The sequence below is a fragment of the Microbacterium sp. SA39 genome, from assembly GCF_000967865.1.
Classification (GTDB): Bacteria; Actinomycetota; Actinomycetes; order Actinomycetales; family Microbacteriaceae; genus Microbacterium.
This window is the reverse complement of sequence record NZ_JXRU01000033.1, coordinates 211,395-232,853: the sequence shown is the minus strand read 5'-3', so window position 1 is coordinate 232,853 and position 21,459 is coordinate 211,395. Positions and strand designations below refer to the sequence as shown.

The 21,459-nt window shown below is 64.0% G+C and carries 12 protein-coding genes; 2 read left to right on the top strand and 10 right to left on the bottom strand.

Going from position 1 to position 21,459, the window contains the following annotated elements; all coding sequences use genetic code 11:
- Nucleotides 1–236 precede the first annotated feature (236 nt).
- Complete coding sequence (locus tag RS85_RS09955; RefSeq protein WP_052703519.1) at nt 237–2,630, top strand: AAA family ATPase; 2,394 nt, start codon at nt 237–239, stop codon at nt 2,628–2,630.
- Between the two features lie 60 nt (nt 2,631–2,690).
- Here the strand turns inward: RS85_RS09955 and RS85_RS09950 are convergent, their stop codons facing one another.
- Entirely contained in the window at nt 2,691–3,215 is a 525-nt protein-coding gene (locus tag RS85_RS09950) for a DUF4188 domain-containing protein (protein WP_046013265.1), read from the bottom strand.
- Nucleotides 3,216–3,287: 72 nt separating this feature from the next.
- Here RS85_RS09950 and RS85_RS09945 point away from each other — a divergent pair, with 72 nt between their 5' ends.
- Nucleotides 3,288–3,899, top strand: coding sequence for a MerR family transcriptional regulator (locus RS85_RS09945; RefSeq protein WP_046013306.1), 612 nt, complete (start codon nt 3,288–3,290; stop codon nt 3,897–3,899).
- A gap of 28 nt (nt 3,900–3,927) precedes the next feature.
- Here RS85_RS09945 and RS85_RS09940 read toward each other — a convergent pair whose 3' ends face one another.
- The 9 genes from RS85_RS09940 to RS85_RS19000 form a co-directional block, all read right to left on the bottom strand.
- Complete coding sequence (locus RS85_RS09940) at nt 3,928–4,359, bottom strand: very short patch repair endonuclease (RefSeq protein ID WP_082087573.1); 432 nt, start codon at nt 4,357–4,359, stop codon at nt 3,928–3,930.
- 64 nt (nt 4,360–4,423) lie between these two features.
- Nucleotides 4,424–5,131, bottom strand: coding sequence for a DISARM system phospholipase D-like protein DrmC (gene drmC, locus RS85_RS09935; protein WP_152642386.1), 708 nt, complete (start codon nt 5,129–5,131; stop codon nt 4,424–4,426).
- A 3-nt stretch (nt 5,132–5,134) separates the two neighbouring features.
- The gene (drmB, locus tag RS85_RS09930) at nt 5,135–7,102 is read right to left on the bottom strand and encodes a DUF1998 domain-containing protein (protein ID WP_235282403.1); all 1,968 of its coding nucleotides are present in this window, start codon (nt 7,100–7,102) and stop codon (nt 5,135–5,137) included.
- 125 nt (nt 7,103–7,227) lie between these two features.
- Complete coding sequence (gene drmA, locus RS85_RS09925) at nt 7,228–10,914, bottom strand: DISARM system helicase DrmA (protein WP_046013263.1); 3,687 nt, start codon at nt 10,912–10,914, stop codon at nt 7,228–7,230.
- On the bottom strand, nt 10,914–14,948 hold the full coding sequence (locus tag RS85_RS09920) for a DNA methyltransferase (protein ID WP_200894820.1): 4,035 nt from the start codon (nt 14,946–14,948) through the stop codon (nt 10,914–10,916). Before RS85_RS09920 ends, drmA begins: the two co-directional genes overlap by 1 nt.
- The gene (drmD, locus tag RS85_RS09915; protein ID WP_235282402.1) at nt 14,938–18,096 is read right to left on the bottom strand and encodes a DISARM system SNF2-like helicase DrmD; all 3,159 of its coding nucleotides are present in this window, start codon (nt 18,094–18,096) and stop codon (nt 14,938–14,940) included. The genes RS85_RS09920 and drmD overlap by 11 nt, the downstream gene beginning before the upstream one ends.
- 99 nt (nt 18,097–18,195) lie before the next feature.
- On the bottom strand, nt 18,196–19,380 hold the full coding sequence (locus RS85_RS09910) for a DNA cytosine methyltransferase (RefSeq protein WP_052703517.1): 1,185 nt from the start codon (nt 19,378–19,380) through the stop codon (nt 18,196–18,198).
- 244 nt (nt 19,381–19,624) lie between these two features.
- Nucleotides 19,625–20,131: a hypothetical protein gene (locus RS85_RS19495; RefSeq protein WP_152642385.1), complete on the bottom strand. Its 507-nt coding sequence runs from the start codon at nt 20,129–20,131 to the stop codon at nt 19,625–19,627.
- A 75-nt stretch (nt 20,132–20,206) separates the two neighbouring features.
- Nucleotides 20,207–21,445, bottom strand: a complete 1,239-nt coding sequence (locus tag RS85_RS19000) for a hypothetical protein (RefSeq protein ID WP_052703516.1) — start codon at nt 21,443–21,445, stop codon at nt 20,207–20,209.
- Nucleotides 21,446–21,459 lie beyond the last annotated feature (14 nt).

The window sequence follows — 21,459 nt, the reverse complement described above, 5'->3', positions numbered from 1 at the left end:
ATGGGCGGGGGTGGGACGGTGACACCATCGCACGGCTGTTGACTGGAGCGAGGAGCAGTCGCCCCACGCATTACTCAGTGACGTCGGTCACGGCTGGCTACAGCTACTAGGTTGGCTCGACTCAGCTGCGTCGCTGAGGTAGAGGGTCTACTTGCAGCATCCCTTTCGCCCGTACGTCCGCTGGGCGTGACATAGTTCCATCAACCGAAGAACGCCGACCGTGGATGGGTACCGCAATGAAGCTGGAACGCCTCGAGACTCGCTTTTTTAAGTCGTTCAACTTTGACTATGAACGAAAGTGGAAAGAAGGTACCGAACCCGCTGCTTGGGAAGACACGGCGGACGGGTGGTTCCCGTTTGTTCGGGTCAAGATTGATCCCACGATCACTGCGATTGTAGGCGCGAACGAAGCTGGCAAGACCCAGCTGCTTGACGCTCTGGAGATTGCCCTCACCGGGAATGGCATCGACGAGGGAGACTTTTGTCGCTACAGCACGTTCTACTCGGTCGAGAAAGGTCGAGTTCGCGCCCCAGAGTTTGGGGTCGGTCTCCAAGTCGAGGATGAGAACGAGCTGGCCGTTCTTCAGGCCATCGCTCCTCAATCCGTGGTCGGGCAAAGGTTCACGCTCTACCGACCGGGCCACGAGCCCGCGTTCCTCCTCCTGCACGGCCACAGCACAATCGTCGAGATCGCTGCCGCGCAGCTAGCTGCGCTCGAGGCGGTCCTTCCACCAGTCTTCAGGCTGAGGACAAACCTGGGGATGCCCGACTCGTTATCGATCGACGCTCTAGCAGACGGATTTCAACAACCCTTTGACTCCCGAAGGCGGCGTTCGGCACTGTTTGGGGCAATTCGGGGCGGTGCGTGGGCAGCGGCAGCCGATTTTGGGGCGCACCTGTTCCCGGTTTGGCAGGGATACCTTTCGGCGCCCGACACAGAAGCAGAGAAGCGGCGGCGCGAAGAGTTTGAGTTGGGACGGAAGCTGCTAGTCGAGATCGCCGGCATTGATCCGGCATCGTTCGGCCGGTTGCGTACAGCCATCGCCAACGAAGAGGAAGGCGAAATCGAGGGTCTGGTGCGGGCGATGAACATCGCGATCGCGGACAACCTCAACTTCAAGAGATGGTGGTCACAGGACAACGACTTTGAACTCGAAGTCAAGGCACGTGAGCACGAACTAGCTCTAGTTATCAAGGACCGGACGCGCGCGTCGTACTCATTCGATGAGCGCAGCCAAGGCTTGCGGTTCTTTCTGAGTTACTTCGTTCAGTTGACGGCCCATAGGCGCGAAGTGACTGGCGCAGAGGTCATGCTGCTAGACGAACCCGACGCGTATCTTTCGAGCCGAGGTCAACAAGACCTCCTCCGCGTCATCGCTGATTACGCGCTCCCCGACGACGGATCGCACAAACATCAGGTTGTCTATGTGACGCACTCCCCGTTCCTGATCGACAGAAACGCGGGTCAACGGCTTCGAGTTCTCGACAAAGGAGCAGAGGACGAGGGCACTCGAGTCGTGAAGGATGCAACACAGAATCACTATGAGCCCCTGCGCACCTCACTCGGGTCGACGGTTGCTGAGACCGCCTTCATTGGAGGCTCCAACTTGTTCGTCGAGGGTCTCGCGGACCAGGTGATGCTCGCAGGTGCATCCGCTCATTTTCGTAGAACGTACGATGACCATGACTACCTCGACCTGAACGAAGTCACGATCGTGCCAAGTGGATCGGCAGAGTCCATTCCGTACATGGTGTTCCTGGCTCGCGGCCGTGATCAAATAAAGCCCGCCTGCGTGGCGCTGTTCGATGGTGATAAGGCGGGCAAGGACGCGGCCGCTAACATGCGGGAGCGCCTTATCCATCGCCGAGCAGTCATCCCAGGGGACTGCATCTTTGAGTTCGACGTCTGGGCAGCCTCGCAGAGCATCTCGGTACACGCGGATATCGTTATTCGTGAGATCGAGGATCTAGTGCATCCCGCCTTCGCGACCTCGGCCGCGCATGCCCATGCGCAGCTCATCGAGGGCATCGATGAGCTCGCGGCTGCCGCTCTTACTGAGGCCTCGGTGGTCGCCGCGGTGTCTGCGAAGAAGGGGTCGCTTTGGGATGGACTCAGTGCTGCGTACGGGAAGGCGTACGACGGGGCGCATATGGAGAAAGTTGGCTTCGCGCGAGCAGTCGTCGAGCTTCTCGAATCGAGTGTGGTCTCTGGGGTTCGCTTAGCAGGCCAGGACGAGACCGAGCGTGCCATGCGAACTCTAGTTGCTGACTTGTCGGACCGACTCGCCTCAGCGAGCGCAGAAGAAACGCAACGACGAGGTGATCGTCGGCTCGCCGGCAAGATCCGCGAATTCGAGCGAGACTATCGCGATTCGATACCGAAGCGCCGGGCGCGAAGTCTGTTGCGCGAAATTGACCTGGTTCTAGATGCTTCCGCGGAAGCGGATCATGTTCGCGTTGAACTCGGAACGATACGCCGGGACTTCGACCTCGACCAGCGAATCTCCGATCCAGTGCCTGACTTCGACAGCTTCAAAGCGCGAATTGTTGGCCTATCGCTGGGTCAGCGCTATCGAGACCAGGGGTTTGCCACTGCCGCTGTATCTGAGAGGGATGGCCTCGACGAGTAACGCTGCATGCCTGAGGTCGGATCGGCTCGCTGGCGAGTCCGTGCGTGCGCTCGTCGCCGATCAACTCGATTCGTAGCGTGCCTTAGCGACCCGCGACTCCGGTGCTCCCGTCCGCCCCTCCGCAAACCGCGCCTGCGCCCGATCCTGCCGCTTCACCACCTCGACCATCTCCGTCGCCTTCGGCAACCCCATCGGCTTGGTCGACACGTACACGCTCTCGGCGCGGTCGACGAGGAAGGTCTCGTGCCAGATGCCGACAGCTCCCGGAGCCTTGCGCGCCATCTTGTTGAAGCGGGTCCAGGCGGAGCGGTGCTCCTGTGACGGGCTGGACGCGTAGGCGTAGAGCTTGTCGACCGATGACCAGTACTGCACGACGTAGGGTCCGCCGGCGCCGAACAGCAGGTGGTAGCCGAGCATGCCCGAGTCAGGATCCGTGGAGAGTTCGCGCAGCATCGGCGGCATGACGAAGAAGGTCGGCATCCAGAGGTCGGGGCGCCACCAGCGGTTGATCTGCATCCCGATGTGGAACACGACGAGCTCACCCTCGTGGCGGTGGGTCATGCGGCCCGTGATGATCTTCGACATGATGACTCCTCTTGGTTGGATAGCTGCACTATCCATAATGGATAGCGCTACTATCGAAGTCAAGAGATGGCCATGAGAATTTCCGAACTGTCAGCCCAGACGGGCGTGACCGTGCCGACGATCAAGTACTACCTGCGCGAGGGGCTGCTGCCCGAGGGTGAGCGCAGCGCGCCGACCCAGGCCGCGTACGGCGAGAAGCACGTGGAGCGGCTGCGGGTGATCCGGGCACTGCTCGATGCAGGGGTGAGCATCGCCGAGACGCGGCGGGTGCTGGCGGCGCTGGATGATCCGCCGGAGAGTCCGCACCTGCGGCTGGGCGCGGCGCACGCGGCGATCACTCCGCCGGTGGATGAAGCGCTGGATCTGACGGAGGCGGAGCGGCTCGTCGAAGGCCTCGGGTGGAAGCCGGGGATGTGCGATCCCGCGGTGCTGACCGCGGTGGCGCGGGCGCTGCAGGGGCTGGAGCAGGCGGGGTTCGCCGTGCCGGAAGCTGCGATGGCTGAGTATCTCGTGAGCATGCGACGGATCGCGGATGCCGAGATCACCGGGGTGCCGACGGAGTCCGCGGAGGCTGCGGTGCGGTACGTGGTGTTGGGGTCGGTGCTGGTGGAGCCGTTGTTGCTGACCTTGCGGCGGGTGGCGCAGCAGGTTAGCTCGGGGGAGAGGTTCGGAGGGACCGACTGATGGCGCGTTCATCAGGGATTGCGGCGTATCAGGCCGACGCACTGTGGTCGTCGAGGGGCGGCGTGCTTACCTCGGCCGCGATCGTCGCAGCCACGTCCTCAGGCGACTCATGCTCCCAGAACCGCAGCACTTTCCAACCCGCAAGCTGTAGACGTGCATCCGTCTCGCGATCGCGCTCGACATTCCGCTGAAGTTTGGGAAGCCAGTAGTCGCTGTTGCGTTTCGGGTAGGTGGCATGAATCGGGCAGCCGTGCCAGAAGCAGCCATCGATATAGATGGCGACACGGGCGCGAGTGAACACGATATCGGCGCGGGACCGACCGCCAATCGGCGCGAAGTCCACCCGGTACCGGAGACCAGCTGCATGAATCAACCGTCGGACGGCCAACTCCGGCTTGGTGTCGCGGCGTCGATTTCCGCGCATCGAACGTCGCGACCCCTCGGTGCTCGCCCACGACATGAGAGCAGCTTATGTCGTGCTAATTCAACCGAGCACCAACGATCAGCTCCATATCGCCTAGTCGTCAGGATGGCGAGTCGAGGAGATACAGGTGCCCTTCGTTCAACAGCGACGCATAGCGCTGGCGCACGCTCGAGGCAAAATCCGGGTCGCGGATGATCACGCCCGCCTCGAGGTTCTTCTCGTGGGCAGCTTCAGAGAGATTCGCACTGGTGATGAAGGCCGTGCTGGAGTCGACGACGACCACCTTGGAGTGCTGAACACCACCGAGGGGGCCGGGCTTGAAGCCGAGGAAGCGCGCGCCGTGCAGCTTCTCCTGCATCCATGCGGCGGTCTTCCCGTCGTTCAAGTTCGCATCGAGAAGTACAGTCGTCTTCACCCCGCGCGCCACGGCTCGCCACAGGGATTGCACATACGCCGAGTTCGATGATGCGGAGTACGTTGATGCGAAGACGTCCTCAGTGGCCTCATCGATGAGGTGCGCGATGGCGGCAGTCGTGTGGTCGCCGTCGCCCGCAAAGGTCGGCCCGCTCCAGACTGCACGCAGGTCCTTCCCGTTCGCCTTCGTCGCAGCAGAGAAGCCACGTAGCACCGCCGCCAGATTGGCGGAGCCGAGCATATCGAACGACTCGGCGAGGAGATCCCGGATCGCAACGTCCGAAACCTTAATCGATGCCTTCGCGAGGCTTCCATCGATTTCGAGGCTGGAGGCGAGCTTGAGCGCTAGTGAGGGCGAGACGGCCCTTGCCAGCGCTTCAATCGCATCAGCCACGCGTCAGTTCCAGCTCTCGTAATCGATGTCGGCGAGCAGCGGGGCGAGTCCCTGCGAACCGGCACTCAGGTCGAGCACGAACCGTCGATCGAGGAATCGATTCGCCCGCTCGCAGGAGGTCTCCGATACGAAGGCGCAGAAGTGGCAGGCGGCTCCGTGTAGGAAGTCCTCCTGGTCGCGCGGCACGCGGTGGGCGCAGATCGGGTCGGACGAGCATCGGCGAGCGCGGTGCAGAGCTTCGTGCATCACCGACTCGAGCCGCTCCGTGCGTGCCAGGTCGACGAGCCCGCCGAGTGTGCCCTCGCTGTCGGGCGAGGTCGTCGTGATCAGGATGCCGGCCGCTGGTGCTCTGCCGTCGGCCTCTCGCCACCCATAGATCCGCTCAGTCAGCGATGCCGACCCGTACCCGCTCGACATCGCCATCTCGCGGATCAACAGGTGCGACAGGGTATGCAGCGCCCAGTAGCGGGGCGGAAGCATCCGCGCGTCGGCGTCGAGTTCGGCGGCGGTGCGGCTCTGACGCCGAGCGAGGTTCCGTTCATGCGCAGCGACGTGAGCATCCCAGACTTCGCTCTCGAGGACGCTCGACTCCCATGAGGAGACGACCTTCTCTTCGAAACGGAGGAAGACGCCTTCACCACGGTCCTCGGTGGCCGGCACCCAGGTCGGCTTGCCGTACAACGATATGGGTGCGACCCGGCCGGGCTCATCGCCAACACGGTCGAGCGCATCGATTCGAGTGAATCCGATGAACGCGTTCGCTTTCCGGATGCGGTCGATGGCGATCACTTCGCGCAGAGGAGCTGCGATGGAAGGTGCAATCTCAACCGGATGGACCTTGAACCCGTTCCTCCGGTCCTCGGCGAGGAACTCGTCGGGGTGCGTCAGCGTCTCCCATTCGGGCACCAAGAGGTGGTTGGGGTCGTAGACGGTAGACACCTGCGATGCCGGGATGAGTGGAGGAAGATCGCCCTTCGCGACCTGAACAGCGTGCCAGAGGTCTTCGTCGGAAATGCCGGCGAACTTCCCGGTCATGCTCTCAGGTGCGAACTCGCGCCACGAGCTCACCGCTGCGAGCGAGGTCAGCTTCATCACCTGGGCCGGAGGCAGTCCCATGACCTCACCTACGGTGTCGGCGGGCTTCGGCTCCTTGCGTGATGGCAGCACGAGCACACTCACCGTTGCCGGAAACCATTGATTCGCCGCGCCGAGCAGCATCAACCGAACCTCGCCCTTGCAAGGATCGGTCGGCGAGGCGAATGAGGGCAGGTGCGGGTGCCGCCCGCGGCAGTTCGGCAGGGAGGTCTCGCCACCGGCGCGCGTCAGCTCAGCGATATTACGTGACGAGTCGCACTGCACGCATCTGATCGTCACCTGCGGGCCGAGGTTCGAGCGCCACTCCAGCATCCGCAACTGTGGATTCGGCACGCAGTCGGTGGGGTGCCCATCGGCGCCGTGCACCCAGTCGACGTACGGGAACTCGTCGAGATGACCGTTCGTGCAGGCGATCAAGTAGCGGGCCGGTACAGCGATGCGATCCCGGCCAGTGCCACCTTTGAATCGCCCCTTGCACCTCCGATGCAGGAAGCGCGCGAGGTCGGGCCGGTGCTTGCGAGTGTTCTCAAAGTCGAACACGCCCGCCGAAACCTGCGCGAGCAGATCGCATCCGGTACAGCGCAACCACTGTGGGAAAATGCGGGTCGGGATGCCAATTGGTGCCGTCTCTCCACCGCCGAAAACCTCTGGCATCCACGGCGGCTGGCGAAGCTCGCCGACCTTCTCGAGCCCGGGCTGGGAACGCACGGCTTGAAGAAGTCGGGGCACAAGCACGAGCGTCGGTTCCCCGCCCATACGTGCATACGCTTTGTCCCACGCGTCGATGCCCTGTGGCATGACCGCGATATGTGGGAGGTCTACGGTCGCGCCGATGCCCGACGTGTAGAGCATCGCGTTCGGCCGGATGGATCCCACTCGCGCTCGGTTCTTCGTCTTCAGCTCCGAGTCGATGAACGGGTCCGCGACCTCACCGGGTAGGCCCGGTGCCATGTCAGGAATGACGGCTTCGGACGCAGCGGGCCCGGTGCTCCCGAGATCGGTCATTTGTCGCCCTTCCTCGGCGTGAACGTCCAATTCGGCGTCGCGGTCGAGGCCGGCTCCGTCAGCATGCCTGGGAACGGCGAGACGAGCAGATCGATTTCTGGCTGCACCTCGCGCATCGAGTTCGCGACCTGGAACAGCCGGTCGCCCTCTTCGCCGATTGTGTCCTCGGGGCTGACCAGCAGCGGCACGATGTGCTGCTTGGGCAACGACTTGCGCGCATACGTCAGCCCGCCGCCGTGCAGGTCGGACCGCTCGGTCCATTCGTCGAGTCGGAAGACGAGCTTGCTCTTCGTCAGCGCCGCCGCCGCGTCATCACTCGCCTGGGCGACGCGATCGACCAGCTTCTCGACAAGAGTGTCGACAGCCGCACGACGTTGAGTGATTCGCCCGGCGCCGGCAACTGCATCGGGCGACATCGAGACATCCGCCGTCGCGCCCGCGTCGATCACGCGGGCAACGGAGACGATGAGCCCGGTGAGTCCGCGTTCGAGCGATGCCTCGGAGAACGGCGTCACCGACAGCGCCTCGACGTTCGCGTAGAACGTGTCGTGATAGTGCTCGAACTGCTCGTAGTGCGCCATATCGCGCGGGCGCGATCGGTTGGCGAGGGTTACCACGAGCCCCGGCTTGCGAGCGTCGCGACCGACTCGGGAGGAGGCCTGGATGTACTCGGCTGTGTTCTTCGGTTGGCCGACGATGAGCATGAGTCCGAGACGCGGCACGTCGACACCGACTTGCAACATGGAGGTCGCGAGCACGACGTCGAACGGCAGCTCACGATCGGGCAGCTTCTCGCCGGCTTTGAGCTTCGAAGCGATCACCGCACGGCCCGCGGTGGAGTCGAGCGCGGCGTCGAACGGCGATGCGAGGTGCGTGAGCGTCTTGCTGATCTCCGACGACGAGATGCGCGAGGTGAGCTCGCCGATGCGCAGCGGGGTGCGTCGCCGCGGGTAGCCACTCGACTTGTCCGGGTTGCTGACACGTGTCGTGACGTCATCCTCGAGGTAGCGCCGCATGCCCGCGAGCTCGCGCGTTGCCGAGAAGTAGTCGACCACGGTGAGGTACGGCTCGGCTGCATCTCCGTGTGCGTCGAACAGGCGCTGCCCGGCGAGCAGCAGAATCTCGCTGAGGCGGATCTCTGCGAGCGTGAGCCGGGCGCCGTGCAGACAGACACCCAGGTACTTGCGCCCGGGCTCCTCGTCGAGCGGAACTTCTTTCGAGAAAAAGGTGTCGCTCACGCTGAGCACCTGAGGCGGGAAGACCTCGACATCGCGCGCGTAGAGCCGCTGCACCTGCTCGGCGGCCTTGCGCACGGTCGCGGTGGAGGCGATCACGAGTGGCTTGACCGCCTTCGCGGCATCCGCTTTCCCGAACTCCCAGCTCGACAGTACATCGACGGCGCCTTCGAAGAGGCCGACGGCGGTGCCGAGGGCACCGGTGATGAGGTGCAGCTCGTCCTGGATGATGAGGTCCGGCGGCCGGAGTCGACCGGTCGGCTGCACCTGCGTCGGCGGGTAGGTTCGGCCGTTCGCCTTGCTCGCGTTGTGGTGCTCGGCCCCGCAGACACTCGCATCGGTATCGGCGTGCTTGTACCCATGACGTGCACACTTCTTCGCCACGTATCCGAAGAGACTCGCCGCCTCGCCTTCGCGCGCGAGCCGGGCGAACTTGTCGACCGTCGCGAGCAGGAAGGTCGGTGGATTCCGGTAGATCTCATCGTCGACCGTGAGCACCGGGAGGCCCTCAACAGCCGAGCCGCCTGCACTGAACGGGCATCCGTTGCGCTTGTCGCCGCAATAAACCCGGATGCGTTTCGCGACGTCGTCGGCCTCGACGTCCGCCTTCGGATTGATCGGCGTTCCGCACCACGGGCAGTGGCTGAACTGCAGCACCGTGAGACCGAAGGCAGCGCCCTCGCTGTCGCGCACGCTCTTCACCTGGTCGGCTGCTTCGGCGTAGCGTTTCGGGCTCACGCTCGATCCGACCCAGAGCCCGATGCGGAACGGTACATCGCCCCAAGCGGTCGGGTCTTCGCGGCGCACCACCTCGGCGGCGCACATCAGCGTGGTCGCTCGCAGGAACTGCTGCGACGTGAGCAGTCGCAGCGTGTACCGCATGAGCACGGCAACGCCGTCGCCCCCGTCGAGCAGCCCGTCGGGTGTCTCCACTTTTCCCTGGAGGCGTCGGATGCTGAAGGTGAACGCCGCGAGACCGAGATACGCTTCGGTCTTGCCGCCACCGGTCGGGAAGAACAGGAGCTCGGCCTGAGGGAAGTCGGACGAGCGGCGCTTGTGCGTCGGATCGACGACGGCCGGCAGCTGCATCAGGATGAAGGCCAGCTGGAACGCGCGCCAGGATGCTGCTTTGTCGCCGTAGCTCTCGACCTTGGCCGTCGCCGCCGCGATCGTGACGGTGGGGTCGGCGATGCGCACGGCTGCGATCTGCGAGCGGATGCGCTGGTCGCGCATCGTACGGTTCATGAACCAGAACGCCCGTTGCGCGTGCTGGTCGGTCGTGAGCAGGTCGAGGCCGGCGCGGAGACGGTTGAGCGCAGCTTCACCGTCGGCGATGCCGATCGAGCCTTCCTGGCGGAGCCACTCGGGGAGCTGCTCATTCGCAGCCGCCTGCTTCTTCAGCCACACGTCATAAGCGTCGATGAGGGGTTGGAGCCCGGTGCGCAACTTGTCGGAGCCTGATTCCATGAGCACGCGCATGCTCAGCACCGCGCCGGGCACTTCGGGTGCCAGCGTCTGCGGCACTTCGGCAGTGGGAAGCCAGGTGGTGCGAACTGCCGTCGCGCGTCGGGAATCCTCAGGGGACACTTCCCAGGTGGCGGACGCGGTGCGACCGACGGCGAACTCCAAACGGTCGCGATACAGCAGGTCGAGACGACGAACCTCCTCATCGCGCGAGGCGCGATCGTCGACGAGCGCATCGCGAGTCGGGAGAAAGACGGCGGATGCCGCGTCGAGAGCGGTCACCTCGAGCTCGGCTTGGAACAGCCAGAGTCTCGGCGGCAGTTCGCGCCCCGTCTGCTTGGAGTTGAGCAGGGCCGCCTCTACGACACGACGCCCTTCGTGAGCGAACACCTCGACCGAGAGGTCCACATCGTCGGCGAATACCCGACGCACGGATGCGCCGCTCTCGATCGTGGAGATGTCTATATCGACGATCTCTTCGAACGGGGTGCGGTCGTAGTAGGTCTGCGTCCGGCCCTTCTCATCGACCGCGCGGTGCGATTCGTACTTGCCCCACCGGGCGACGAAGCGCAGGGTCGTCGTCTCGGCACCCACCTGGAACCTGATGCCCATCGACGAGGGGGCGATGATCTTGGAATCCGGGCCGCGGTCCTCGTCGGAGTCGGTGGGGGAGGCCTCACCGATCGTCTCCTCTTCATCGGCTGGCACGCCCTGTACTTCGTGCGCAGCCGATAGATCGGCGACCGCAAGCGTTTCGTCATTGCGGACGTCATCGAGCGTCGCCGCGGAGGCGGTGGAGGTCGTGGCTGAGCCGGACCCCTCGAGTAGAGAGATCGGCGCCAACGCGCCCGCCAGGTAACGGCCGCGCGGCGTGCCGACGATCGTCTCGGTCGGCCCGTCCCACGGCCCGACGAGGTCGCGTCCGAGCAGGTCGAGCAACTCGTCGCGAACGTATGCCGATGTCGTGCTGGTCGCATCGCTCATTAGAACATCGCTCCCTCGGGTTTCGCGGACTCCTCGATCGACTTGCCCTTCTTCTTCGAGTCGAGCCTGGCCGCAGCCTCGGTCGCTGCACGCTTGTGGTTCTCCTCAAGTAGCCGGTCGAGGATCTCGACACGAGCGGCCGGGCTCACCGTCCACCGCTCCATCTGACGGTAGATGTGGAAGCCGTGGTCGAGCGGGATATCGGTCCAGCCATACGCTTCCATGACAGCCTCGTCGATCTGGACGTGGATCGAACGAATGAGATCGACGTCGCTGTCATCCTGATGCGCGGGCGAATTTACAAGATTGTAAAGCGCAGTGAGCCCGAGATTGCGTCGCAGCATGACCTCGCGACGCGCGTCGTCGAGTTGCACGCCTGCCCCGGCGAGTCGCGCCGTTTCATCTGGCCGTGGGAAGGTTACGAATACGTCTGATGGCGTATATCGAGGATCTGAGCGTAGGCCTGACCCGTAGTGAATAACCCAAACTTGGTGTGCCGTCGACGAAAGCACGGCTTGCTGCGCGAAGCTGTCGGTTGCGAACACCACGACAGAATGCGTGAATACCTGTCGGGCCGGCACCCGGAGTGGCATTAGCGCCTTGCTTGTGATCGCAATCGCGAGGACCGAGCCGAAGGATGAGATCGCGGCTCGCATTGCCTTCGCGTCCCGTTCATATCTCCACCAACGCTCCTGGAGCTTGGGCTTCTTGTCTAGCAGCATCCGATGCGGGCGGACGTGAGTTTCAACGTACGAGATAACTTCGCGGTACTCCTGCGCTTCGGGAAGCTCCATGTCGTAGAAGTCGACTGCCCACATCGGGGCCGCCCCAGAAGGACTGCTGTTTATATCAACTCCGCCGAGAGTGGGAAAAAGGACCCGGGAGTTACGTGAATCCAGCGAGATAAAACGTTCCGCATTCTCGGCGGAGAGTTCGAACCCTGTTCCATTCATATTACATCCCACGAACGCGCGACCGAGATTGGCAGCCAGTGATTCGGGCAGCCGCTCCGAGCGTCCACTCGGCTCAAGGAACGACGAGATACGTGCCGTTGGGATGCCGTCGCAAACGGCGCGGACGTCCGGGGCGACGTGCCTGCTTGTCGCCCAGACAGCCGCGAACTCCACGTTTGCGCTGCTGGCGGGCCAAGCTCGACTCTGGATCGCCCGGGTAATGGTCATCCCTCGGGCGACAAGTTGGTCAAGCGCAACTTGGCGTGTGTCTCCTTGAGCGATCGTGTTGGTGGCGATCAGTCCGACCGTGCTGCCCGTCGAAGAAATGTCGGCTAGTCGGCAGAAGAAATACGCAGACAAGTCAGCGTTACCTCGCGCACCATCCGCCACAACGCTCACTAGCCACTCGCGCACGTCAGATCCGATCGCGTTGGAGACTTGTTTTCCGGGCACGAACGGCGGGTTCCCGATGATCGCATCAAACCCCCCATGGTCGTGGACGACGTCAGGGGCTTCGAGGATCCAGTGCAAGGGCTTCCAGCTCGGTCGACCGGTATCGACTGCAGCCGGGAGCCGGGACGCAATGACGGCTTCGAGCCTTCGCCGATCGGGAGCGACGCTACCTCGCGGGTACGCATCGAGAAGCGCATCAGCGAGCTCGTCGTAGCGCGAATCCAGCTTCGGTCCCGCTTTTCCGCCTTCGAGCAGGCCCGCCGCAACGATCCCATCCGCGACATCGCGGAGCTTCGCGGTGACGCGCTTCGATTCTTCGAGCAGCGCTTGCTTTGCTCGTGTCGATCGCATCCGATCCGCGTCATCAACCTGTCCCGACGAGAGCTCTCGCCGCAGTCGCGCGACTTGCTGAAGGTCTGAGCTGACATCGAAGTCGAGCAGCTTCTCCGGCTTTAGCTTGCTCCTCGCAGGGTCAATATGCTGGTACCGCAGCTGATCCTCGGTCGTCACCCCGAGCAGTGAGTTCCCATGGAACACACGGTCATCGACAAACGAGAACGGCTTGCCCGAGTCCATCGAGATGAGCCAGAGCGAGAGCTTGCACATCTCGACGGCCATGCCGTTGATGTCGGCACCGTAGAGGCAACGGGCGACGATCTCGCGTATCGCCCATCGCTCAAGCTCAGGCTCCTCCGCGACGTCTATCCCTTCGAGGGCTCGCGCCTCGACCAGTCGGGCCGCAAGGTAACGTGCCGCAGCGACGAGGAATGCGCCCGAGCCCACGGCTATGTCGGCGACCTTGAGATCGAGAATCTCGGTCGACGACTTCAGCTTCCATTGGGTTTCGTCTTCGGTGTCGAGCGGACCGGGGGAGTACACCAGCGGCTGGAGTGCGTGCAACACGACTTCTTCTGCAAGCGATCGCGGGGTGAAGTGCGTGCCTGTGTTCGCGCGCTGCGGTGATTCCGTCATCACGATGCCGCCGGCTGGGACGACGTAGGGGAAGTCGCGCAGGTCGGTGCGGATGAGGCCGGCAAACGGCAACAGCTGCTCTACGGTCTCGTCCTCACCGAGGAGCGTGTGGCGGAGCTTCGTCCGGGCGTCGGCCTCCTTTTCGGCATCCGCTGACGCATACGCCTTCGCGATCTGGTTCGCGGTCTTCGGCTTTGCGTGCTCCTGCGTCTTCTTCAGATGTTCGGTCAGACGCTTTGCGAAGTCCGCGGGTGTTGAGGCGGCCGCAGCGATCGCTTCGAGTTCGGTGAGCGGGATCTCGGGCTCGAAGCCCGCCTTCCCGTCGAGCCCGACGACGAGCTCCGGTGCATATTCGGCTGAGTAGCCAAGCAGACCCTCGTACACATAGCCGATCTGCTCGACGTCGAGCTCACGAAACGAGAGATGCCGCGCGTCGCCCGCGACGATCGCGATCTGCACGGCGCTCAGTAGTTCGAGCATCGCCCGGTCGGAAACACGGACCAGGAGGCGTCTTTGCTGGTCCGTGGCTTCGAGCCATGGGAACCGGGTCGGGTCGAAGAGCGACCCGCCATAGGCCGGCATCCGCATGTCCTCGAACGAAGTGCCGTTGAAGACCGCGTTGCTCGCAGCGAGCAGACGGTGCCAGGCCTCCCAGGTGTGATCGAGCGCTTCCGCAGAGGTTGCCTGTGCTTCGGTCGCGAGTCTCTCGCGGATGTCGGAGATCGCGTATGCGGTTCGGTAGAGCTCGTGCTCGGGTAGAAGGCCGCGTTCTTCGGCGAAAAGGAGGAACACCACGCGCATGAGCACGGTGACTGCGCCCTCATAGACGCGCTTGGGGTCATCTGGCAGCGGCGACCCGCCGTGCTCGGCGAGAGCACGAAGGTGCACGTCGGAGAATGACTGCAGCACCAGCTCCACCGCGCGACGCACCTGGTCGCCGAGCGCCTCAGTGATCTGCTCGGCGCTGGCGACGCTCTCGGCGAACAGGAGGTCGAGTCGCTTCTCGGGGAGGCCACCCGCGATCGAGGTGAAGCTCGCGAGCGCGAAGAACGCATCGCGGCTCGGGCGCTCCTGCCGCCACAGGTCCGCGTCGAAGACACCGCTCGCCGTTGTGACGTCCTTCGCCGCGGAGACGAGTGCCCACCAGCGTCCATCGGTGACGATGCCGACGGTGACGCCCGTCTCGCGGAGGAGATTTGCCATGCGGTCGATCGCGTTCGCTGACCAGCCGTCGGCGCCGGTCAAACGGAGGTTCGCCGTGCGGTCGACGACCGTGACGAGCGCGTGCGGCCTGCCATCCGTCTCAAGAGTCGCCCAGGGAGCGATCGTCACGGCACTATTCGGTGAATGAGCTCGGAGAAATTCGGCGGGCGCGAGGTTGAGGTCGTCCTGCCACTGCAGAAGATCGCGCAGCACGGCGGCGACCCAACGGTCGCGCGCCTCGCGGGCGACTTCGGCCGCGACCGTCGCGGATGCCATCAGCCAACGCGAATGCTCCTCGACGAAGGTTGCGTTGACATCGTCGACCGAGGCATCCGTCTTCGGAAGGCCTTGCGGGTAGAACGAGCGAAGCGCGGCCTTCGATAGGAACGGCCCATCGGTGTCGACGAGCGTCAGCCACTCCCAAGGGTCTTCGGTCCGGGTCCTAACGGCCACCAGCGGCCTCCAGCTTCTGCACATCATCGGGAGTCAGGGCGAATACGAGCGCGGCCACGAACGTGTGCGCCGTCACGTTACGGTAGCGGCGCTCGACCGACTCGCGCTCCGCCCGCTGCTCGTCGTCGAGGGTGGCGAGGCGCTTGCGCACGCGCTCGAGATCCTTCTCGCGCTGCGCTTTCTCCTCGTCGAACTGGAACAACATCTGTTCGCCAGCCAATCGAGCCTCCTCGGCCGCTGCGAGGGTGCCGATCAAGGTGCCGCGGAAACGGTTGAAGATCGCGTCGATCGAGGCGAGATCCGCAACGCGGCCGTTTTCGAGATCATCGGCGACGTCGCGCTTGCGGCGTTCGGCGCGCTTCTCGACCGCGTCCTTCACTCGGGCGCCGAGCCCGTCCGGGTGACCGGCATCCGTGTTCCAATGCTGGGCCACGCGCTGCAGCGCCGACACGTCGGGGACCGAAAGGCGAGAACCGTCGAGCGCCGATGTCAGCAGGTTTTCGGCTTTCTCGATGCCGAGCTCTTGCCGGCGCGAGATTCGGGTTCCCGCGAGGAAGACTTCTTCGTGCAGGCGCACACCGCCCTCGCCGACGAGAACAAGACGGGCAACGCCGGCGGCGAACGACTGGTCGAGCCCATCGACGACGACCGCGCTGACACCGCGTACCTGATCGGTGCGCGTCCAAACCTGGCCGCGCAGCTCCCGTGCTGCGCGCTGGATCAACGGATGGCCGAGATGAGCGAAGACCGTATCGGTGCCGATGCGAGCCCGCTGCTCCTCGAAGGTGACCGGACGGTAGACGCCCCGGTTCAGTCGCGTGTCGAGTCCGTCGAGGGCCGGGACCCACGACTTCGAGAGACCACGGGGTATCTCGTAGAGCACACCGTCACCGCGCGGGTCATCGATCTCGCGGAGCGACGGCTGACCCGACAAGCGCAGGCCCTCCTGCATCACACGGAGCAAGTTCTGTTCGTGGAGGTGCATCTGGTCACGCGAGTTGTCGAGGCGCTCGGCAAGTCGCGTGAGTTCTCGGCCAAGCTCGTGCTCCTCCTGGAGCACCTTGTTAATGACCTGCTCGCCGGCATCCGTCTTCTGCTTTCGTGCCGGGCCCTCCCCAAAGCCGAGCTCGCGCTGAAGGTCGGGCGCGATGATCTCGTTCGCCGATCCGATGTCGCGTCGGACCTGGGAGATCTTCTGAGCAACCCGCAAGAGTAGGTCGACGTCCTTCGCATAGGCGCTCTCCCCGCCCGTGGCCTGAGGATGCCACACGAGCGGCGTCTGAGTCTGCCCATACCGATCGATGCGGCCGATGCGCTGCTCAAGGCGGTTCGGATTGAAGGGGATGTCGAAGTTCACCAGGCGATAGCAGTAGTTCTGCAGGTCGATGCCCTCGCCCGCGGCATCTGTCGCCAGCAGAATACGAACCGGCTCGTCGCGCGGGGGTGCCGTGAATCGAGCGCGGATGTCTTCGCGCGTGTCGGCGTCGACGGACCCACTGATGACGGCTAGACGGTCGCCACCGTATCCGTGCGCGGTGAGCACGTCCTTCAGCCAGTCGAGGGTGCTCACGTACTCGGTGAAGATGACGACCCGCTCATCGCCCCAGCCCAGGCCGGGCACCTTGACGACGCCCTCGATCAAGCGGATGAGTGCCTGGAGCTTCGCGTCTGCGCGGCCCTCGTGCCGCGAACCCCAGGTGATGAGGTGTTCGAGGTCGGCGACATCCTGAGGGCTCAACGGCACCTGCGCACGTTTCGCGCTGCGCAGTGCTTCTAGCTCGGGCTGCTCGAGGCGACCCTCCTCTTCGTCAGAAGCTTCCTCGCCGAGCACGTCGTCGTACTCGGGGAGATCGAGAGCGTCGTCGCCTCGTGCAGCGAGGTACGCCTCGGCTGTCGACGCGAATGCGACCGGCGAAGAAAAGAACCGCTTCTTGAGGATGAGCGTGGCGAGATCCGTCGCCCGCTTTCCGCGCTCCTGCTTCACCGCGGCGTTGCGGCGCTTCGTGAAGCCGATGAGCCGGTCGTATGCCTCGGCCTCATCATCGGTCGGCTCGAAATCGAGCGTCTGCACCTTGCGCGGCAGGAATCCCTTCTTCGGGAGGTCGCGCTTCAGACGCCGCACCGCCACCTCGCGGAGTGCCTGCTCGTCGAGGTCGGCGCCGCGCGCGAACCTCTGCTGGTCGATCATCTCGAGCAGTGCCGTGAACGACTCTGTGTAACCGTTATGCGGGGTCGCGCTGAGGAAGAGGCGATGCTCGCACACGTCCGAGAGTCGGCGGACGGCGACGGTGCGCTGGCTGTCGACGGCATAGCGGGCCTTCTGATCGTTCGCACCCCTGCTAGGCGTGGCCGGTGCGACGTGGTGCGCCTCATCGACGACGAGGATGTCGAAAGCTCGGCGCGTGGCCGTGCCAGAATCCCTCACGCTCGCGTACACCTCGTCGAGCATGCGCTCGGCCCGGGGCGAGGGCAGCCACGACATCGAAACGATCACTCGCGGATAGACGCGGAAGGGGTTCGCGTGTAGGCCGAAGGTACGGCGGAAGGTCTTCATCGTCTCGGAGTTGACGATCTCGAAACTCAGACCGAATTTGTCGCGCATCTCCTCCTGCCATTTGAGCTGGAGGCCGGCCGGACACACGACCATGACTGATCGCGCCCGATGGCGCAGCAACAGTTCCTGGATGACGAGGCCCGCCTCGATGGTCTTGCCGAGGCCGACGTCGTCAGCGAGAAGCATGTTGGCGCGCGGCGATTCGAGTGCGCGCCGCAGCGGCTCGAGCTGGTAGTCCTCGACCGTCGCGCTGCTGCGGAAGGGCGCCTGGAGGGTTTTCGGGTCAGCGCTCGTCAACGCGCCCCAGCGGAGGGCGTCGAGGTACGCGGCGAAAGTGGTCGGGCTGTCGAACTTCTGCGGGTCGATGCGTTCAGGGAGGCCCTGCTCGCGCACGACGCTGCGGCCTGGCTCGAGTTCCCAAACGACCGTTAGCTCGCGCCCGTAATGATCGTCCTCGATCGATTGCAGGGATACGGCGTGCTGCAGCTCGGCTCGACCATCATCCGCACTGCTGCGCGGAAGTGACTGGGCCGCGACATCCGTCACGGACCAGCGCGCCCCTCGCACGTTGACGAGGCGACCGACTTCTGGCACCTCTATCGATGCTGCTTGTGTGTCTGTGGTCGAGATCACGCCTTCATTCCCCCACCATCGATTCGAAATGTTTTCCAGTATTGGCTGGCCCGCCGAAATTCAGGCCGAGTGAGCCTCGCTCAGCATGCCTGACTCCTTCGATATCTCACGGAACTCCAGGACCGCATTCAACACTGCCGCCCCGAGTTGCGGGGGCACCGCGTTTCCGATCATCGTGGCGAGGGCGGTGCGAGTCGGGCAAGCCGAGAAATCGAAGTAATCCGGGAACCCTTGAATGCGAGCTGCCTCGTGCGCAGTGAGCGCACGGGCCTGCTCCGGGTGCATGTAGCGTCCCTGACCGATGCTGCCGAAGCCGCTGGTGATGGTCTGGGCGGGCTCACTCCACCGGAGCTGTCCATACATGGACTTGTAACTGTGATCGCCCTGGTGGCACTTCGGGCGGAGCTCGTTGGGCAGGTCGTAGACATCATCATGCTCGAGGAGCCACTGCATCCGGGCGAGATTCTCCGCCTTTGCCTGGGGGCGACGGTCGAGGGTCGTGCCGTCATCGATGTCGCGCAGATCGCCGATCGCCCATTCGAGATCCCGCTGGACGGCATTCCCGGCAAGCTGGTTGAAAACGTCTGACGGCAGCACCTCGCCTTCTAGTGTCGCCAGAAGCAAGTGGCGTCGCCGGGTCTGCGCAACGCCTAGGGCTTCGACGGAGACGACGTCGTCGGCGACTCGATAGCCCAGGTTTTCAAGGTGCTGACGGGCGCGGATGACCACGCTCTCACCTTCATGTCGATCTCTTAGAACTGCCGGCACGTTCTCGACGAGCAGCACGCGTGGTCTGAGGACCTCTGCAGCCCGAACCATCCGAAGATAGAGGGCGTTCTTCGCATCCACGCGCCGCGTGTGATTGTTCAGGTTGCTGTGCCCTTGGCAAGGGGGGCCGCCTACGAGCACATCGACTGCGCCCGTCGACTCGCGCGTGCGAGTCTCTCTGAAGGTCAAGGGAGTGTCGAGGGCGCCATCGAAGAATTCCTCGACTGGTGCGAGTTCGACTCGACGGGCGTCCGGGAAGTTCGCTCGGTAGACGTCGACGGCCGTCTGCTCGAAGTCGACGGCGAGCGCGACGTCCGTCGCGACGCCACGGTCATGAGCCGCCTGCGAGATACCGAGGGTGATGCCGCCGCATCCGGCGAACAAGTCGACCAGAGTGATCTGCTGGGCGCCGTCGCCGAACCTCGGGCGAGTAGCGATATGCAGGGGATGTCCGTCTGGGTTCCCCTCCGCGCTCATGTAGGCACTGTATCTGAGTCCGGGTGACTCCGTCCGCAGCAACGTCGAGCTCGGCGATGCAACGAGAACGGTGAGGGCCGGTCGATTTTCTCGGCTCAAGCCCTCACGCCCGCCAAGAGTAAGGAGACTCTTATCGCGGACTGAGTATCGCTATGCGAGCCGTATGATGCTCGCTCCACAGAAGTCATCATAGGACTCAGTCGGCTTGAAGCCTGGGGGTGGGAGGGCAATTTCAGGCGTCCACCTACAGATCCAGTTCCTCACCATGACTTCGCCGCACGGGCCACGGGAAATGCTCCTTGACAAGCTCGTCGTGACGACGTTGGAGGTCGAGCAGTTCTTGATGGAGTTGAATGAGGTTTGAGCTCAACAGTTTGGTCATCGCTGGCGTTGCGGTCGCGTTATTGCGGTCGAGAACACGTCGGCCCAATAGATACAAATGCTCCTGACCGTCCGAGTGCCGCTGCGGCAGATATACTCCGTGCAGATACTCATTGCGCTGCTTGCGCGCACTCCTGACTCGCCTGATCCAGTCGCGAATCGCGTCGCGGGGGCTGTCCTCCAACTTTGCCGCCAACGAATGCACTACCTCGTCGAGCTGGCCATCACGGATCTTCTCCACGAAGACGCCAACGACAAAAGGGTCATTGAGATCGGCGAGATCGATGAACAACCGCTCGACGCGATCAGTCACATTCGACCACGCGATGATCACCTCGCCGAGCTGGCGGGCGTGATCGGAATGTGACATCCGAGGTGAGTACATCGCCAAATGTTAGCCCGGATTGGGGCCGCGAGGTTTGGGTCTCCTTGCCGGCGAATCGTCTTACGACTGCTCAGGGGCTTCAGCGTCGGCCGATGCGGGCTTTCGTTTGTTCGTCAGTAGTGATGTGAGCTTTCCGCGGGCCCTGTCGGCTGCCGCAGCCACCGCGCCGCCAGCATCCTTCATCGCCGTGACAGCGTGCGCCTCATCAGGGACTCCATCTCCGTCGAGGTCCACCGATCGGAACTTCTCCGCCGCCTTGCTCGCGCCCTCCGCGAATGCGCCGCCCGCACGTTTGACCGCTGTCAACGCGCGCGCCTCGTCAGGAATTCCGTCGCCGTCGAGGTCCACTGATCTGAACGCCTCTGTTGCCGCGCTGACCTTGCCCCAGACGCCCTCACCGAAGTCTTTGACGTTTCCGGCGGCGGCCTCCAGTGCAAGAGCTGCTCGCGAGGGGTCGGTGTTCCGCTCAGCCTTCTCGAACTCTTGAAGCCAGTCGGGGAAGGAATCCGGCGTCTCGGGGAAAGCCAAGCGCGAAGACTTCACCACGTCACGCCCGAACGTGAAGCTGCCCACGCCGCCGATGACGGCACCTACGCCGAATGGAATCGCCTTGCCGAGCGTGCCGGCCCCGAGCTTTCCACCCATCTTGAGCGCTTCCCGCCCGATCACGATGGTCAGAGGTGCCAACGCGGAGTCCGGAAGCTGTTCCGTGAGTACCTCACCCCACCCCTTCGGCAGACTCTTGCTCACCGCGCCGGTGGCGAAGGTGCGCGCTTGACTCACTCCTCCGGCTCCGAGCGAAGTGAGCACCCACTTGCTCACTTCGTTCTGAGACTTCTGCCCCAGCAGCATGCCAAGCACCAGCGGCCGCGCACGCTCCGGATCAGCCACGTGGATCCCGTGCAGTTCTGCGACGGCAAGTACGTATAGCGCGCTCGTCTCGTAGAAAAACAGAAGATCGGCGACCCCGAGTCCGAGTGCGACCGGGATTCCAACGCCAGGTATCGCGGCCGAAGCTCCGACACCGCTGCTGGCGATCGTGACCGTAGCCACATAACGGCTGTCGAGTTCCTTCAGAAGGTCGGCGGGGGAGGCGTCGGGCTTGTCGCGGCGGACCGAACGCAGATACTCGACCACCACCGGGCGCTGTACCGCTATCGCCTTGAAGATCTGCGCCTGGAACCCTTCGCCTTGAGCGAGTTCCCTCGCCTTCTTGGCGACGAGCTGAGGAGGGACGCCGAGTGCGGTCGCGATGTCAGCTTCGGGCGGCTCGTCCGGGGTCTGTGTCTTGTCGTTCATACGGTCTCCTCAGT

Bases quoted from the DNA above. Each gene is read 5' to 3' on its own strand.
- drmA (WP_046013263.1), bottom strand. From the start codon at position 10,914: ATGAGCGATGCGACCAGCACGACATCGGCATACGTTCGCGACGAGTTG.
- RS85_RS09940 (WP_082087573.1), bottom strand. From the start codon at position 4,359: ATGTCGTGGGCGAGCACCGAGGGGTCGCGACGTTCGATGCGCGGAAAT.
- RS85_RS19000 (WP_052703516.1), bottom strand. From the start codon at position 21,445: ATGAACGACAAGACACAGACCCCGGACGAGCCGCCCGAAGCTGACATC.
- RS85_RS09910 (WP_052703517.1), bottom strand. From the start codon at position 19,380: ATGAGCGCGGAGGGGAACCCAGACGGACATCCCCTGCATATCGCTACT.
- RS85_RS19495 (WP_152642385.1), bottom strand. From the start codon at position 20,131: ATGTCACATTCCGATCACGCCCGCCAGCTCGGCGAGGTGATCATCGCG.
- RS85_RS09950 (WP_046013265.1), bottom strand. From the start codon at position 3,215: ATGTCGAAGATCATCACGGGCCGCATGACCCACCGCCACGAGGGTGAG.
- RS85_RS09945 (WP_046013306.1), top strand. From the start codon at position 3,288: ATGAGAATTTCCGAACTGTCAGCCCAGACGGGCGTGACCGTGCCGACG.
- RS85_RS09955 (WP_052703519.1), top strand. From the start codon at position 237: ATGAAGCTGGAACGCCTCGAGACTCGCTTTTTTAAGTCGTTCAACTTT.